14 protein-coding genes, 1 other RNA gene and 1 pseudogene are annotated in these 17,173 nt (G+C 30.1%); all 16 read right to left on the reverse strand.

Annotation, left to right across the window (positions count from 1 at the left end; genetic code table 11):
- Window positions 1–76: 76 nt before the first annotated feature.
- A pseudogene (locus tag Q5O44_RS09350) lies at window positions 77–232 on the reverse strand (transposase); the annotation flags it as partial.
- Between the two features lie 172 nt (window positions 233–404).
- Window positions 405–760, reverse strand: a transfer-messenger RNA (tmRNA) gene (gene ssrA, locus Q5O44_RS09355).
- Between the two features lie 116 nt (window positions 761–876).
- On the reverse strand, window positions 877–2,136 hold the full coding sequence (locus tag Q5O44_RS09360; RefSeq protein ID WP_302637744.1) for an HD domain-containing phosphohydrolase: 1,260 nt from the start codon (window positions 2,134–2,136) through the stop codon (window positions 877–879).
- A 222-nt stretch (window positions 2,137–2,358) separates the two neighbouring features.
- Complete coding sequence (locus Q5O44_RS09365; protein WP_291662823.1) at window positions 2,359–2,502, reverse strand: hypothetical protein; 144 nt, start codon at window positions 2,500–2,502, stop codon at window positions 2,359–2,361.
- A 262-nt stretch (window positions 2,503–2,764) separates the two neighbouring features.
- Window positions 2,765–3,763 carry a LacI family DNA-binding transcriptional regulator gene (locus Q5O44_RS09370; protein WP_022168155.1) on the reverse strand — a complete coding sequence of 333 codons (999 nt, stop codon included), beginning with the start codon at window positions 3,761–3,763 and terminating at the stop codon, window positions 2,765–2,767.
- Window positions 3,764–3,942: 179 nt separating this feature from the next.
- The gene (locus tag Q5O44_RS09375) at window positions 3,943–4,527 is read right to left on the reverse strand and encodes a hypothetical protein (RefSeq protein WP_022168156.1); all 585 of its coding nucleotides are present in this window, start codon (window positions 4,525–4,527) and stop codon (window positions 3,943–3,945) included.
- A gap of 135 nt (window positions 4,528–4,662) precedes the next feature.
- Window positions 4,663–5,130, reverse strand: a complete 468-nt coding sequence (gene smpB, locus Q5O44_RS09380; RefSeq protein ID WP_022168157.1) for an SsrA-binding protein SmpB — start codon at window positions 5,128–5,130, stop codon at window positions 4,663–4,665.
- 179 nt (window positions 5,131–5,309) lie between these two features.
- The gene (rnr, locus tag Q5O44_RS09385) at window positions 5,310–7,568 is read right to left on the reverse strand and encodes a ribonuclease R (RefSeq protein ID WP_022168158.1); all 2,259 of its coding nucleotides are present in this window, start codon (window positions 7,566–7,568) and stop codon (window positions 5,310–5,312) included.
- A gap of 129 nt (window positions 7,569–7,697) precedes the next feature.
- A complete protein-coding gene (secG, locus tag Q5O44_RS09390) occupies window positions 7,698–7,931 on the reverse strand; it encodes a preprotein translocase subunit SecG (RefSeq protein WP_022168159.1) in 234 nt (77 codons plus the stop codon).
- Between the two features lie 143 nt (window positions 7,932–8,074).
- On the reverse strand, window positions 8,075–9,367 hold the full coding sequence (eno, locus tag Q5O44_RS09395) for a phosphopyruvate hydratase (RefSeq protein WP_022168160.1): 1,293 nt from the start codon (window positions 9,365–9,367) through the stop codon (window positions 8,075–8,077).
- A gap of 135 nt (window positions 9,368–9,502) precedes the next feature.
- On the reverse strand, window positions 9,503–10,087 hold the full coding sequence (locus Q5O44_RS09400) for a hypothetical protein (protein ID WP_022168161.1): 585 nt from the start codon (window positions 10,085–10,087) through the stop codon (window positions 9,503–9,505).
- A gap of 35 nt (window positions 10,088–10,122) precedes the next feature.
- Entirely contained in the window at window positions 10,123–12,162 is a 2,040-nt protein-coding gene (locus tag Q5O44_RS09405; protein WP_022168162.1) for a methyl-accepting chemotaxis protein, read from the reverse strand.
- 171 nt (window positions 12,163–12,333) lie between these two features.
- On the reverse strand, window positions 12,334–13,200 hold the full coding sequence (locus tag Q5O44_RS09410; RefSeq protein WP_022168163.1) for a DegV family protein: 867 nt from the start codon (window positions 13,198–13,200) through the stop codon (window positions 12,334–12,336).
- A 125-nt stretch (window positions 13,201–13,325) separates the two neighbouring features.
- Window positions 13,326–14,852 (reverse strand): 2,3-bisphosphoglycerate-independent phosphoglycerate mutase, encoded by a 1,527-nt coding sequence (gene gpmI, locus Q5O44_RS09415; RefSeq protein WP_022168164.1) that lies wholly within the window; start codon window positions 14,850–14,852, stop codon window positions 13,326–13,328.
- A 324-nt stretch (window positions 14,853–15,176) separates the two neighbouring features.
- Window positions 15,177–15,923, reverse strand: a complete 747-nt coding sequence (gene tpiA, locus Q5O44_RS09420; RefSeq protein WP_022168165.1) for a triose-phosphate isomerase — start codon at window positions 15,921–15,923, stop codon at window positions 15,177–15,179.
- A gap of 182 nt (window positions 15,924–16,105) precedes the next feature.
- Window positions 16,106–17,173: phosphoglycerate kinase (locus Q5O44_RS09425; protein WP_302637749.1), on the reverse strand; the 1,068-nt coding region annotated here is incomplete at its 5' end.

Genomic DNA, 17,173 nt, shown 5'->3' on the forward strand with positions numbered 1-17,173 from the left:
ATTTTGATAATCCAACTAATTATTAATCTCTATACAGTGGGAGTGTTTTTATACACCTAAAACTTATTTGATCTACCATGATATTTACGCCCTTCCATTCACATAATTGCCTTAAAATTTTTCCTATTTCCGCTTTTTGTTCTCCATATATTTCTTTTCTCCTAAATTTAAGTGCAAACACTAAATGATACTTACAATTCCATTTAGTATGTGCTAAACTATTAGTATCCATATTATTATATTGTCCCTCCTTTTGTTATTTAAATCTGGCCGACAAACCTTAAAGTATTAACAAAAGGAGGTTTTTTAACATACTGAATACTAAAGCTTTTCTAAACACCTTTTCATAGCAAGGGTTTTCTTTATACAAGAAATAAGCCGTGAAAAATTTTCACGGCTTATTGTGGTGGAGGCGATGGGTGTCGAACCCATGTCCGAAAGCAGACCAGTCTGACTTTCTACGAGCGTAGTTTGTGACTAAAATTTCGGTCCTCAGTTCGCTCACAAACAAACTCCTGATTCCCTAGCTTCATAAATACCCCTTTAGCTCAAAGCTTTGCTAAACTTCGTTCCCCACTTTAATGACACCAGTAATCCTATGCGTGGGCACACAGGGCTGATGAGCAGCGTTAAATTAAGCTGCTAATGCAAAATTGTCTTCTGCGTTTATATTTAATGCATACTTTATTATCGAGGTGACATGCTTGCCTCGGCTCGCTTATCAAACCCATCTTACCCCCGTCGAAGCCAAAACGCCCCCATGTAGTAACATGGAATGATAGCTTAATTATCATCCATATTAAGTTTTTAATCCTGATAAATTTCTTATCAGGATTTAATTATAATCTATATAAAATTTATTGTCAACTTACAGTTTTATCCCTTACAAAGTTCTTCATATTTATTATTTACTTCATTATACCTTCTAATTATATCCCTATACTTAAAATTATTTTTTCTTTTTACTCTTTCACATATATTAACAAGATGGTCATAATTTTCTACAACTACCCTTACAACATTTTTATCAATTTTATTTTCCTCTGCCATAGCTTGTAATATATCAAGAGTTCTATCTTTAGAGAACTTTTCTTTATAAGACCTCTTTTCCATTAATGCACTTAAAATGTCAGCTACCGCCAATATCTTAGCTTCCATAGGTATTTCTTCATCTTTAAGTCCATATGGATACCCAGTGCCATCTAACTTTTCATGATGCATTTCTGCTATTCTTCCTACTTCTTCTAAACCAAGTCCTTTTAAAATCATACCTGTTTGTATTACATGATCCTTCATTATTTCCATTTCTTCATAAGTTAATTTAGCTGGCTTTTCTAATATTTCAATTGGTGTTAATAATTTCCCTAAATCATGGCAAAAAGCCGCAAAGAGAATAGTATTCATATCTTCTCTTACTATTCCTAAAAGCTTATATAAATTATATGTAATTACCTCTACTGTTATGGAATGTTCTAATGTACCTTTACTTCTAAAATTATTACATTGAACTACCATCTTAGTAAATTGTTCTAATTCTTCTTTGGATATTTCTATAGTGTCTAAATAATCATAAAGCTCATTCCAATATTCACCACTAATTATCTTCTTGTATAAAATATTATCTTTGTTTATTTTTAAAAAAATATTACTAACTTCTGTTATAAAATTTTCATCAACATTACTTAATATATCTTCCATATCTAAGAGAAGCTTATTTATATATATATTATCGATATCATTTAATATATTAAACAACATGGCTATTTCTTTATATCTACTATTAATTAAAGAGTATTTCTCATATGGCAAATGGTGATATAAACATATCTCAGCCATATCTGTAGAATAAACAGTATAATTTTCTAAAAAAATATATCCGCATACTGAATGATTACTTAAATCAGCTTCTGGAAATTCATGTTTAAATCGTTCTTCTAATTTGCAAGCTCCAATATCATGTAAAATAGCTATCTGTACCATTTGGTTTATTTCATATTCACTATATTTACCTTGTTCTTCCAAATATTTTAATAATATATATGCAACTCTGTGACCGTGTAAAAATAATTCTTCATCTATTCCCTTAAGAATATAACTAAATAATCTTAGTACATTTCCTAGAACATACTTTTTCATCTTCTGCCCACCTTTTTCCTCTTCAATACTCCCCAAACACATATTATAAACTATTTCCTTATAATATAGTCTTTCGTCCATAAGAATTATTTTCTTTAATAAAATGTAAAACATTAGCTGATAATTTTTAATAAAAAAAGTGATAAAAGCTACCCAAACTTAATAACTTCTATCACCTTTATAATTTATAGTATATTCATTTTTATACTTTTTGACACTATTTTATGCTTCTTCTTTAATTCCCATAATAAAAGTAGCAATGAAAGAAACTGCTCCTGCAATAATTAATCCTATGCAGTAATTTAACATTGTATTACTAGTTGTAATAGCTATAGCTGGTAAAGCTGTAACACCAACTGCTGTCATTTGAACTTTAGTAGCTACTACATAAGCTCCAGCTGCTGCACCACCAATTGCAGCACCATCTAATTATCCTTGCTACATTTAAACTAGATTTTAATATTATGTATTTGCGTGAACGTTCCTACATCTCATAAAAATGTTTACCAGTATTAACTGGTAATATCTTACTACATAAAACCTTTTCATAAGTTTCAAAATAAATTTGCAAGATAAGGTATCGTTCCCACATTTTTAAATATAACATTCTCGTCTTAAGCTGATTTTATTATACACTGTTTCTTTCTATAAGTCTATATGAAAGTTTTATGTCTTTTTTGATAGTTTTTGATGTTCTTATACCACTTTTTAACAATTCTATCATTATTTCTGCACTCTTTCTACCAGATGTCTTATAATGATAGTGGATTGTAGTTAACTTTGGAGATACAACTTGTGAAATCCTAGTATCACCAATACTCACCACTGCCACATCCTCTGGTACATTTAACCCATTATCTTTCAAACAATCTATGGTAGCTATAGCTAGATTATCAGTAACTGCAAAAATTGCTGTTGGTATATTTTTTTGCTTAATAAGCTTCTTAGTTAATTCATAACCACTTTCATAAGAGAAATCTCCTAATTTTAAATTTTCCATGTCTACTTCTAAATCATTTTCCTTTAAAGCAGCTATATAACCATTTTCTCTTTCAAGACCTACAGATCTATCTTCCTCATAAACTCCTATGAAACCAATATTCTTATGACCTTTTCCAATAAGATATTCTGTCATATATTTTGCAGCATTAAAATCATCATGATATACACAAGGATAATTATCCATATACTGTGCCACCACAACTATAGGCACATTTAATTTATTCATAATTTCCTTATGCCTTGGCGTTATTTTAGTTCCCATAAATATTACGCCATCCACTTGATTGTTTTTAAAAATATTTAAATATTCAAATTCCTTTTCCACTGAAAGGTTAGTGTTAGCTATCAGTACATCATAATTATTTTCCGATAACACTTCTGTGATTCCTTGTACAACTCTTGGTGCTGTTTCTGTAGATATCTTTGGCACTATTACTCCAATAAGGTTTGTCTTACCAGTCCTTAATGATTTAGCATAACTTTGTGGCATAAAACCAGTCTCATCAATTACCTTCTTTATTTTTTCCCTGGATTCTGCTCCAACATAGCCATTATTTAAGTATCTTGAAACTGTAGATTTTGATACGCCTGCTAATTTGGCTATATCAATTATATTTAATGTCATTTCTTATCCCTCACTTTATATATCAGCAGGATATATTCTAGTCCTCTCTATCTCCTACACTTATCCATTATTACTATTATAGTATATATTACTATAAATATATACTTATTTTTATAGTAATATATACTATATGGTATTATACTCAAAATACTAAACATCCTATATAAAAAATATAAAAACTAATCATCTACATTATTTGTATCACCTGTACTATTCTCCCGATATAATGCAGTGGTTCCTATCAAATTAAAAATATATGCTATTTCTTCTAATACAGCTCCAATAAATATTTCTTTATTTGCACTTTTAGTAACTAAAAAATCTTCAGTATCTAAATTATGTGGTAATCTTTGATACTTTGTCCAATAAATCGGTGTTAATATAGTTTGTCCAAATAATTCTAATTGAGCTGCTAATACTGCTGTAGCATCAACATTAATTCCCATATCTTCAAATTCATCTGCAACTTCATTAATTAGCTCACTTTCTTCTTTATCACCATATTGGCCAGCTTGAAAAATTTCATTTCTCCTTTTAATTCTAAATTGTAATATATTTATCCCTTGAACTGAAGCTGTATATTCTAATAAATATCCTAATACTAAAATTAATTGAGCTTTCCATTGGGTCTGCAATAATTCTATATCTTGCAAATCTTGTAATGTATAATTATTATATTTATTAATTGTTTCTTCAGAATAACCAGTTTCATTTCTTCCAGCATTTTTGTCTTTTTTATATTTATTATGGGATATATGACACACCCCCTATTCTCGTAAAGTGAAATAAGTATCTTAGCTAGTCCTATACTTTATAATATACCTAGCTTCATTTTTGGTGATTTTATGATAAAAAAAACAGATGTACCTAAAATTTTTCTAATACATCTGTTTTTATAATTATCTATTTCTCTCTTTAAGTGCTCTTTCCATATCTCTCTTATGGGCTTTTTCTAACATAGAATCTCTCTTATCATAATTCTTTTTACCTCTACATAATCCTAAAGCCACCTTAACTTTTCCCTCTTTTAAATATAGAGATAAAGGAATTAATGTATATCCTTCTCTTGCTATTAACCCATTAAATCTAGATATTTGCTCTTTATGCAAAAGTAACTTTCTTTCCCTTAATGGATCAACATTAAATATATTACCTTGTTCGTAAGGACTGATATGCATGTTGTAAATAAAAACTTCACCATTTCTTACATCTGCATAACAATCTTTTAAATTACATTTACCAGCTCTAATAGATTTTACTTCAGTTCCAACTAGAGCTATCCCTGCTTCTATAGTCTCCTCTACAAAATAATCATGACGAGCCTTTCTATTTTCAGCTAAGTTGTTTTTGTTTTTAACCCTTGCCACTTTTTCCACCCACTTTATTTATTACGTACTTTTTTCTTTTATTATAACAACTACCTAAAATTTACTCAATAAATTAATATTGAGTAAATTTTAATTATGAATTATATTAATGCAGTGCTCATTAGCTGTAGCGTTTAATTAGCATAGCGTTTAACTGTAAATAATTTCTACGCAATTATTTACATGTCTTCATCTTCAGCTTTGCTCTCTGCCACATCTTTCTCTTCTTGGTTTCCTTCTTTTGTTCCAAATTCTTTTTTGATTTCAGCAATTATTGAAGCTGTTCTTTCACTTGGAACTATTTCTTCTTTTTCTCCTTCATTCTTCACTATATCAAAGAATATTTCTCTATTATCAATATCTACTCTGCTACATCTTACTTTTACTGTATCACCTAATCTATAGATATTCTTTGTTCTTTCACCAATAAGCATTAAATGAGCTTCATCATATACATAGTAATCATCATCTAAATCTGTTATATGAACTAATCCTTCTATAGTGTTTGATAACTCAACAAAAATACCAAATGAAGTTACTGATGAAATTATTCCATCATACTCTTCACCTATTCTATCCATCATATATTCAGCTTTCTTTAAATCATCAACTTCTCTTTCAGCATCTTCTGCTAGTCTTTCCATTTCAGATGATTGTTTTGCTGCTTCGTCTACAATAACTGCAAGTCTTTCTCTTCTCTTATCATTTATCTTACCATTTAGGTTTTCCTTAATTATTCTATGAATTTGTAAATCAGGATATCTTCTTATAGGAGAAGTGAAATGACAATAATATTGTGCTGCTAAACCAAAGTGTCCTGCACATTCTGGTGAATATCTAGCCTGCATCATACTTCTAAGTAAAAGTGTACTTACTACTGTTTCTTCTGGCTTACCTTGAACCTTTTCTAAGATTTCTTGCAGAGCTCTTGGATGAATCTCTTGTGAAGACTTAATTGTATATCCTAAGTTATGAATAAAATCTTTAAATCTTTGAAGCTTTTCATCATCTGGTTCTTCATGGACTCTATAAACAAACGGAAGGTTCTGCCAATACATATTTTCAGCAATAGTTTCATTACATACAAGCATAAATTCTTCTATTATTCTATTTGCTATTGCTCTCTCATATGGCTTGATATCAATTGGACGTCCAAGCTCATTAAGTATTATTTTTGATTCTTCAAATTCAAAGTCTATTGCCCCTCTTTTTCTTCTCTTTTCTCTTAAGATTAAGCATAGTTCTTCCATAGTCTTAAAGTCTTCTATTAAATAATCATATCTCTTTAATAACTCTTCATCAGCTTTGCCTTCAAGTATTTTAGTTACATCAGTATAAGTCATTCTTTCATTTGTTTTAATTACTGTTTCATCAATTTCATGAGCTAGAACTTTACCTTTTTTATCTATTTCCATGAAGCAACTTAATGTAAGTCTATCAACATTTGGATTTAATGAACATATACCATTTGATAGCTTTTTAGGAAGCATTGGAATAACTCTATCTATTAAATATACAGAAGTTGCTCTTTTTAAGGCTTCTTTATCTAGTGGATTTTTTTCTCTAACATAATGTGAAACGTCAGCAATATGCACACCTAATCTATAATTACCATTATCTAATCTTTCAATAGATACAGCATCATCTAAATCCTTAGCATCTTCTCCGTCAATTGTAACCATTCTTAAATCTCTTATATCTTTTCTTCTAGCAATTTCAGCAGGATCTATTTCTTCTGATATTCCTTCAGCATATTTTAAAACTTTTTCTGGGAACTCCTCTGGAAGTCCGTGTTTTTTGATTATTGTTAAAATATCAAGACCCTTTTCGCCTTTCTTTCCTAATACTTCAGTTATAATTCCCTCTGGACTTCTTCTTTTATCTGCCCATTTAACAACTTTGACTATTACCACATCCCCATGCTTTGCTCCATTACTATCTTTCTTAGAAATGAAAATGTCTTGTGTAAGTCTTGTATCTTCTGGCACTACAAACCCAAAGTTTCTACTTTCTTCATAAACACCAATAACTTTTGTATTAGCTCTTTCTAGAATCTCAGCAACTTCTCCTTCTCTCTTCTTACCATTTAAATCGTCTCTTGTAATTTGAACTAATATCCTATCTCCATTCATGGCCCCATTCATACATGAGCTAGGTATAAATACATCATTTTCATCTTCATTTTCAGGTATTAAAAAACCAAAGCCCTTTTTGTGTACCTGTAATTTTCCTGTTATTAATCCCATTCTCTCTGGAACTGCAAACTTATCCTTCTTAGTTCTTACAATAAGCCCTTCCTTTTCCATAATCTTCAACGTCCATTTAAAGTCCGTATACTCATTTTGACTTATATCAAAAACATCAACAAGCTCTTGAATATCCATCGGTCTATATGCTTCTTCTCTCATGAAGCTTAACAATGTTTCTTTTATTCCCATATAAATTTATTCCTCCATTTTTATATCTATATTTTATTCATATAAATTTATATTCTAAGATATTTATTCTATTTTATTATTAACAATAAAATAGACCACTATACTTTATAGCGGTCTATGTATAATCTATTAAACTATGTTTAAAACTACTGTATTAATAGCAAATAATAACATTGATATCATTGTAATCTTTGCTAATAATGCATCTTTTGTTCTTCCCTTATTTTTAGAAAAGAAAGTTTCATTCTTACTTCCTTGAACAAGTCCGCTTAAAGCATCTGCTTTACTTTTTTGCATTAATACTGACACTATAACTATTAATCCTAACACAATTTCAATTCCAAATAAAACTTTAGTTAACATGGTGCACCTCCCATATGTACGCTCTTAATCATATAATTTTATCATAACATAATAAAATTTAAATTACAAGAAGTTACATAATATGTAACTTCATTTTATAACAAAAGTGTTTCCTAATTACTAGGAAACACCCTTAATATATATTATTTTAAATTAAAGAATGCTTTTCTACCTCTGTATTCAGCAACATCATCTAATTCTTCTTCTATCCTTATTAATTGATTATATTTTGCAACTCTTTCAGATCTAGCAGGAGCACCAGTCTTTATTTGTCCTGCATTTACTGCCACAACAAGATCTGCAATAGTAGTATCTTCTGTTTCACCACTTCTATGTGAAATAACTGCTGTATATCCAGCTCTATTTGCCATTTCTATTGCATTTAAAGTTTCTGTAAGTGTTCCAATTTGATTTAATTTAATAAGTATTGAATTAGCAACTCCTCTATATATTCCATCACTTAATCTGTCTGTATTAGTAACAAATAAATCATCACCTACTAGTTGTACTCTATCTCCCAATCTATCAGTTAATAGCTTCCAACCTTCCCAATCTTCTTCTGCCATACCATCTTCAATTGAAATTATTGGATACTTATTCACCCAATCTTCAAAGAAATCTACCATTTCAGATGCAGTTAAAGTCTTACCTTCATGTTCTAATACATATTTTCCATCTTTGTAATATTCAGATGAAGCTGCATCAATGGCAATAAAAATTTCCTTTCCTGGTTCATATCCAGCTTTAGTAATTGCTTCTAGGATAACATCAATTGCTTCTGCATTTGATTTTAAATTAGGTGCAAATCCACCTTCATCACCTACACCTGTTGAATATCCTTTATCATTCAATGTTTTCTTTAATGAATGATAAATTTCCCCACAAGCTTGAACTGCTTTATCAAATGAGTTAAATCCTACTGGCATTATCATAAATTCTTGTAAATCTACAGAGTTATCTGCATGGGAACCACCATTTATAATATTCATCATAGGCACTGGAAGAACTTTAGCATTAACTCCACCTACATATTGATATAGTGGTATTCCTAAATAATTTGCTGCAGCTTGTGCCACTGCTAATGAAACTCCTAGGATAGCATTAGCTCCTAATTTACCCTTATTGCTAGTACCATCAAGTTCAATTAACATTTTATCAATATAAGTTTGATCAAATACGTTACAGCCTATTAACTCTTCTCCAATAGTATCATTAACATTTTCCACTGCCTTTAAGACTCCTTTTCCCATAAAGTAGTCTTTGTCTCCGTCTCTTAATTCAACTGCTTCATAAATACCTGTAGATGCTCCTGAAGGAACTGCAGCTCTACCCATAGTTCCATCTTCAAGATAGACTTCTACTTCTACTGTTGGAAAGCATCTTGAATCCAATATTTGTCTAGCAACTACATCTACTATTTCAACATAATTTTTCATGAATATTTCCTCCTTTATGTAAAAAAATAATAAGCACTTTAAACTACTTCATTATTTTTCGCATCTATATAAAATAATATTCATAAAATTTTAGTTATAAAAAATGGACCGTTTATCTATAAAACAGTCCATTTTTTACTCTTCTTCATTACAATATTCTTCAAATTTTATTTCCCAGTATTTTGCACTTTTATAATCAATTTCTCTCATATAATTTAAGAATATATCTAAGGAATCTATCCCTTTTAACCCCTTCATTAAGTGCCTTGGAAATGAAACTTTTCTTGTATAGCATTGCTTAGGATCTATTACCTTGATATTTTCTTCTTCGTCAACATATATATCCCTACATCTTGCATCTAGCTTAGAAAACTTTAATCTTTTCATTTCATTAAAAAGTTTATATAAATTCATCACAAGTTTTTTAGACATTCCATTTTCCTTAATATAGTGATCAAGCCTCTTTCCTGGAACCATTTCCCTAAGTATATAATTTTCATCATACTTAAAGATTTTCGGAAAAAATTTAGATTTTCTCACTTTATATAATATTTTTGCCTCTTCCCTGCATATGTCTTTATCAATAAATATCTTAACAGCCTTATTATCAGGGAGCTCATAAACTATTCCATTATGCCCCTCCCCTAAAAGCTTCGCTTCTCTAAAAAGCTTTTCTACTTCCTTATTAAAGTTTGCCGAATATGCATATGTCCTAGCCATTATACCTACCTAAAATAAATGCTTACTTAATTATACTATTCTTCTTCAGTGTTTATACTTACTATTTCTTCTCTAATTTTATACTTAGCTACCTTCTCATCAATTCTCTTGCTTATTTCATTTATTTCATAAACTACTTTTGTTACTTCTTCAATAGATTCTGTTTGAGTTTGTATTGTAGCATTAATCTCTTCTATATGTGCTGACTGTTCTTCTGTTATTTGGGTAACGCTATCAACCTTAATCATAACTTCTTTTTGATTTTCATTTACTTTATTAATTTCATTACCTACGTTATATATTTCTGTTATTAACTTTTCAGAAGCTTCTACAATCTCCTCATACTCTTCCATAGTCTTATTTATTTGCTCATCTGACTTTTTAGCAATTGATAAAGTTTCTGTTACTTCACCTTTAACATTTGCTACTGATGATACTATTTCTTTTATTATTTCTTGTATTTCATTTACTGATTCTGATGATTGATTAGCAAGTTCTCTTACTTCATCAGCTACAACAGAGAATCCTTTTCCTTGCTCCCCAGCTCTTGCTGCTTCAATTGCTGCATTTAATGCTAAAAGATTAGTTTGCTCAGCAATTCCTCTTATAGTATTAGTAATAATGTTTATTGAATTAAACTTATCTGATAAGCTGATAATTTCTTCATTTAAATTTTCTGCACTATTTAAATTAGCTAGTATATTTTCTTTAATATTATTAATAAGCTCAATAGATTCTGAATTTTTAGTCTTAACTATATCACTCATATTTAATAATTCTTTTGACATACCTTCAATATTAACAATTCCATCTGCTAAATTATTTAACTCATCAACCATGTTAATCATATCTTGTGCCTGTTCATTAATTCCCATTGTGACACTTTCAACACCATTATTTATTTCTTTTGCTGAATCTGAAATCTTATCCATTTGATTTTTACATTCAGTATTTTTTATATTAGTATCTCTTACTATATCTTTAAGATCACTAATAAATATACTTTGCTTTTCATTAATTGAATTAACGCTAGCTATTAATTCACCAATTTCACTTCTAGAATTGCTTTCAATAAAACCACTAAAATCACCTTCTGCTAATAGAACAGCTTCTTCTTGCACTCTCTTTATTGGCTTAACTAATAATGCTAGTGCAGAATATCCTATCACCCAAGTTGTTATTACAGCTACGACAAAAATTACTATAGATATTACTAATAATATGCCTACACTATATAAATATTGGTTTTTTGGAATAGCCATAACACACTTCCAATTTACTCCATCTATAGTGGTATATGCAAAATATTTTGTCACTTTATCATAATCTACTGCTTTTATTACGCCTGTGTTGCTATTTTGTATAGCTTCATTTAATCTACTTAAACTTCCATTGTTTATTGAAGCTAGGTCTTTTTTACTATTAACAAATTCTTCATTAATATGAATAAGTATCTCTCCATTTTCATCAACTATAAATGAGTATTCGTCTTTCTCTCTTTTAACTTCATTTACCACTTGTAAAAGACTATCTATAGATATATCCGTAGCTAGAACACCTACTATCTCTTCATTTCCTAAAGGAACTGAAATTGTTATTACAGTACTTCCTGTTGCTGAATCAATGTAAGGCTTGCTTATTGCTACCTTTTTTGTTTCATAAGCACTTTTATACCATTCCATTGATAAAGCATTGTAATCAGCACTTGGTGTCCATTGATCAGTACCAATGTAAGTACCATCATTTAATGCTACATAGTATACTAAAACATTTTCATTATCGTTTCCAACTTCTTCTAAACATTTTTTAATATAATCACTTTTAAAATTATTAGCCAAAGATAAAATTCTTGATAATTCCTCTAGGGACGTCACTTCTTTATTTATCCAATCATTAATTCTGTCACCATACTTTTCAACTACTAGTATTGCTTTTTCATCTAATTCTTTTATTACCTTACTTTTTACTACAAAATAATTAATTACTGTGGACACTAATAATATTATACTAACTAATACTACTACCGTTGAGGTAATAATAGTTCGTAAGCCTATCTTCTTCTTCTTCTTTTTCATTTTACACTCTCCTATCAAATCAACTATTTTTACTAATTAATTATCGACAAGAAATTATTTTTATTTATAAAAAAAATAATATTAATTTAGAAAAACAAAGAAATAATTTTCTCTATTTTCCAAATTAATATTTTTAATAGTTTTTATCTTCATATAAAATTCATTTAAACTTTATCTTTCATTTCCCCAAAATACAGTTGCAATAGTTCCAGGTCCTCCATGAGTTCCTATGACTGTTCCTATATATTCTACTTTAACATCCTTAAAGTTTAATTCCTGTAAAATTATTCCCTTTAAATATTGAGCTTCTTCTAACACATCACCATGCATTATATATAGTATTTCATTTTCAATATTTATTGCGTTTTCTTTTACAATAGAAGCTAAACGCTTTAACCCTTTCTTTTTCCCTTTGATTTTTTCTGAAACTTCAACTGCTCCACTGTTATTTAATTTAAGTAAAGGTTTTATATTTAATATTGATCCTACTGCTGCAGATGATGCTGATAGTCTTCCACCTCTTTTTAAATGTTTTAAATCATCCACCAATATAGCATGGATTACTTTACTTTTATTTTCTTCAATCCACTGTACAATATCTTCTAGCATCTTACCTTCTTCTATCATCTTGCAAGCTTTTTTTATCAGCATTCCAAGGCCCATGCTCACTGATATACTATCAACTACAGCTATTTTAGCATTTGGATTTTCCTCCAAGATATTATTCCTAGCCATATTGGCACTATTAAAGGTTCCGCTTAAAGCAGAAGATAGTCCTATATATAATATTTCATATCCTTTATCTAATAGCTCTTTAAACTTTTCCTCAAAAGTATAAATATTTATTTGTGAAGTACTAGGCATACTTCCTGCCCTTAATTTTTCATAAAACTCTCTATATCCTAAACTCTTACCTAAATCATCCTTTAAAGTTTCACCATCTAAATTTAATAATAATGGAATAAGTTCTATATTATTTTCTTCAATAAAATTAATTCCTAAATCACAAGATGAATCTGTTATTATCTTAATAGACATTATAACCTCCCAAATATTTTCACATTTAATATATTGTCATTATATTAGTACTATCTTAGAATGTCAAACATTTCGATTATCAAACATTATTATAATAAAAAAATACCCGAAAGGGTATTTTTTTATTATTTAGAAACTATTAAGTTTTCTCCTGTCATTTCAGCTGGAGCTTCTAGTCCCATTACATTTAACATAGTTGGAGCTATATCAGCTAACTTACCATTCTTTAAAGTTTTACCTTCAGTATGGTTTGAAACCCATACGAATGGTACTGGATCAGTAGTGTGAGCTGTGAATGGCTTACCATTTGAGTAATCAATCATAACTTCAGCATTACCGTGGTCAGCTGTTATAAATACAGTACCATCTAATTCTAATACTTTATCTACAACTTTTCCTAAGCATGTATCAACTGCTTCAATAGCTTTCTTAGCAGCTTCTAAAACTCCTGTATGTCCAACCATATCTGGGTTTGCAAAGTTTAAGATAACCATATCGTATTTTCCTGAATCTAATCTTGCTATTAATTCTTCAGTAACTTCTGGTGCACTCATTTCAGGTTTTAAATCATAAGTAGCAACCTTTGGAGAAGCAATTAAAGCTCTATCTTCACCTTCATTTTCTTTTTCAACACCACCGTTGAAGAAGAATGTTACGTGAGCATATTTTTCAGTTTCAGCAATTCTTAATTGGTTTAATCCCTTGCTTGCAACATATTCACCTAAAGTGTTTGTAATTACTTGTGGTCTGTAAGCAACTTCAACACCTTCTAATGTCTTATCATATTGAGTCATAGTAACAAATACTAGATCTAATGTTTCTCTCTTAAATCCATCAAATACCTTATCGTTGATAGCTCTAGTTATTTCTCTAGCTCTATCTGGTCTAAAGTTGAAGAATACTACTGAATCTCCATTCTTAATTTTACCATTTTCATTTACAACACATGGTAATACGAATTCATCTGATTTATTGTCATAGTAAGATGCTTCTAAAGCTTCTACAGCACTAGCTGCTTTTTCACCTTTTCCTAGAACCATAGCATTATATGCAAGTTCAACTCTTTCCCATCTATTATCTCTATCCATAGCATAATATCTACCTGATAAAGTAGCTATTTGTCCTACACCTATTTCAGCCATATAGCTTTCTAAATCTTTAACAAATTCAATTCCTGAACCTGGAGCAACATCTCTACCATCCATGAAGCAGTGAACATATACATTTTGAACTTCTTGTTCTTTAGCTAATCTTAATAAACCTTTTAAATGATCGATGTGAGAATGAACTCCACCATCAGATAATAATCCCATTAAGTGTAAAGCTGCATTATTTTTCTTAGCATTATTCATTGCAGCTAAAAGAGCTTCATTTGTAAAGAATCCACCATCTTGAATTTCTTTAGTTATTCTAGTTAATTCTTGATATATAATTCTTCCTGCACCTATATTTAAGTGTCCAACTTCTGAGTTCCCCATTTGTCCTTCAGGTAATCCCACTGACATTCCACTTGCTTGTAATTCACTATGTGGATATTTAGCAACTAATTTGTCAAAATTCTCTTTTTTTGCTGCTTCAACAGCATTTCCATCGCCTTTTGGAGCTATTCCAAATCCGTCTAATATCATTAACATTACTGGTTTTTTAGCCATAATTCCCTCCAAATATCGTAAATCATTTTTTTATACAATAACACAAATTATTGTAAAGTTTATCAATTAATGCTTTAAATAGATTAAAAACAATAAATTACTTTATATTTATTATCTTTAATTTAATTCACATTTATTATACTATAATTATACGTGTATAACAATAAAATAGCTATTTTTGTAAAGGTTTGCCTACAAATATTATTCATCAGCTAAAATTTTAATATTTCCTCATTAAAATTTTCTTATACACTTATAACTTACATATACCTTAAATGCTTCTAAAAACATAAAAAAGAAGCCCTAAGGCTCCTTTTTTTCTAATTAGTAGTTAACTATTTGTGCAAAATCAGTAGCAACTAAGCTAGCTCCACCAACTAAAGCACCGTCTATGTCAGACATAGCCATTTGAGCTTTGATTGTTCCTGGCTTAACTGATCCGCCGTATTGGATTCTTATCTTATCAGCAACTTCTTTTCCAAACATTTCAGCTAAGATGTTTCTGATTGCCATAATTGTTTCGTTAGCTTGTTCATCAGTAGCAGTTTTACCTGTTCCTATAGCCCAGATTGGTTCGTAAGCTATAACAACTTTTTCTGCTAATTCTGGTGCTAAACCTTCTAAATCAGCTTTTATTTGAGCTCCAACAACATCGTTAGTTGTTCCGTTTTCTCTTTCTTCTAAAGTTTCTCCACAGCAAAGGATTGGAGTTAAGTTGTGAGCAAATGCAGCTTTAACTTTTTTATTTAAAGCTTCATCAGTTTCATTGAAGTATTCTCTTCTTTCACTGTGTCCTAAAACAACATAGCTAACTCCCATAGCTTCTAACATACCTGGAGCGATTTCTCCTGTGAAAGCTCCTTTTTCTTCAAAGTGCATGTTTTGTGCAGCAACTTTAATGTTTGACCCTTCAACAGCTTTTAATACTGCATCTAAGCATACAAAAGTAGGACAAACTACTACATCACAAGTAGCATCCTTTACTAATGGTTTTAATTCGTTTACTAATTTAACAGCTTCTTCTGGAGTATAGTGCATTTTCCAGTTTCCAGCGATTATTGCTTTTCTCATTATATTCACCTCATAAAATTTTTTAAAATTTTAATTATGAATGAAGAATTACGAATGATGAATTAAGGATAAAATTCTTAGAGAATTTTTGAAATAAAGTTCTATTTCTAAACTCCTTTAAGGAGTTTATTCCTAAATTCATCATTCATCATTCATAATTTATAATTTATAATTTTAAACGATTATTTATCGTTTAAAGCAGCTATTCCTGGTAAAGTTTTACCTTCTAAGAATTCAAGTGAAGCTCCACCACCTGTAGAGATGTGAGTCATCTTGTCTCCAAATCCTAAGATGTTAACAGCAGCAGCTGAGTCTCCTCCACCGATAACTGTTGTAGCATCTGCATCTGCCATAGCTTTAGCAACTGCAATTGTTCCTTTGTTGAAGTTTTCAAATTCGAATACTCCCATTGGTCCGTTCCAGATTACTGTCTTAGCATCTTTGATTGCATCAGCATATAAAGCTTCTGTCTTAGGTCCGATATCTAATCCCATGAATCCAGCTGGTATGTTTTGATCTTCTGTTACAGTAGCTTCAACATCTTTGAATTCAGATGCTATTCTGTGGTCTACTGGTAATAAGAATCTAACTCCGTTAGCTTCAGCTTTAGCTATCATTTCTTTAGCGTAGTCTAATCTATCATCTTCACATAAAGAAGTTCCTATTTCATATCCTTGAGCTTTTAAGAATGTGTAAGCCATTCCTCCACCGATGATTATTGTGTTAACTTTTTCTAAAAGGTTGTTGATAACAGCAATCTTATCAGAAACTTTAGATCCACCTAATATAGCTACGAATGGTCTAACTGGATTGTTTACAGCTTCTCCTAAGAATTTTAATTCTTTTTGGATTAAGTATCCACATACAGCTGTATCAACGAATTTTGTTACACCTTCAGTTGAAGAGTGAGCTCTATGTGCAGTTCCGAATGCATCGTTAACGTAGATATCGCAAAGACTAGCTAATTCCTTAGATAATTCTTCACCGTTCTTAGTTTCTTCTTTTCTACATCTAGTGTTTTCTAATAATACAACGTCTCCGTCTTTCATATCAGCAACAGCTTTTCTAGCGTTTTCTCCAACTACTTCTTCGTCTCTAGCGAAAACTACTTCTTTACCTAACATTTCGCTTAATCTTACAGCAACTGGTGCTAATGTCTTAGAAGCATCTTTTCCTAAGTGTGAGCAAAGTATAACTTTAGCTCCATTTTCTACTAAGTATTTGATTGTTGGAAGAGCTCCTACTAATCT

It is taken from the genome of Clostridium sp. CAG:221 (genome assembly GCA_000435835.1).
In the GTDB taxonomy this organism is placed as follows: Bacteria; Bacillota; Clostridia; order Clostridiales; family Clostridiaceae; genus Clostridium.

Excerpts from the sequence above, each read along its gene's own strand:
- Q5O44_RS09365 (WP_291662823.1), bottom strand. The coding sequence starts at position 2,502 with ATGACAGCAGTTGGTGTTACAGCTTTACCAGCTATAGCTATTACAACT.
- Q5O44_RS09405 (WP_022168162.1), bottom strand. The coding sequence starts at position 12,162 with ATGAAAAAGAAGAAGAAGAAGATAGGCTTACGAACTATTATTACCTCA.
- Q5O44_RS09410 (WP_022168163.1), bottom strand. The coding sequence starts at position 13,200 with ATGTCTATTAAGATAATAACAGATTCATCTTGTGATTTAGGAATTAAT.
- eno (WP_022168160.1), bottom strand. The coding sequence starts at position 9,367 with ATGAAAAATTATGTTGAAATAGTAGATGTAGTTGCTAGACAAATATTG.
- secG (WP_022168159.1), bottom strand. The coding sequence starts at position 7,931 with ATGTTAACTAAAGTTTTATTTGGAATTGAAATTGTGTTAGGATTAATA.
- rnr (WP_022168158.1), bottom strand. The coding sequence starts at position 7,568 with ATGGGAATAAAAGAAACATTGTTAAGCTTCATGAGAGAAGAAGCATAT.
- Q5O44_RS09360 (WP_302637744.1), bottom strand. The coding sequence starts at position 2,136 with ATGAAAAAGTATGTTCTAGGAAATGTACTAAGATTATTTAGTTATATT.
- Q5O44_RS09370 (WP_022168155.1), bottom strand. The coding sequence starts at position 3,763 with ATGACATTAAATATAATTGATATAGCCAAATTAGCAGGCGTATCAAAA.
- Q5O44_RS09400 (WP_022168161.1), bottom strand. The coding sequence starts at position 10,087 with ATGGCTAGGACATATGCATATTCGGCAAACTTTAATAAGGAAGTAGAA.
- tpiA (WP_022168165.1), bottom strand. The coding sequence starts at position 15,923 with ATGAGAAAAGCAATAATCGCTGGAAACTGGAAAATGCACTATACTCCA.
- gpmI (WP_022168164.1), bottom strand. The coding sequence starts at position 14,852 with ATGGCTAAAAAACCAGTAATGTTAATGATATTAGACGGATTTGGAATA.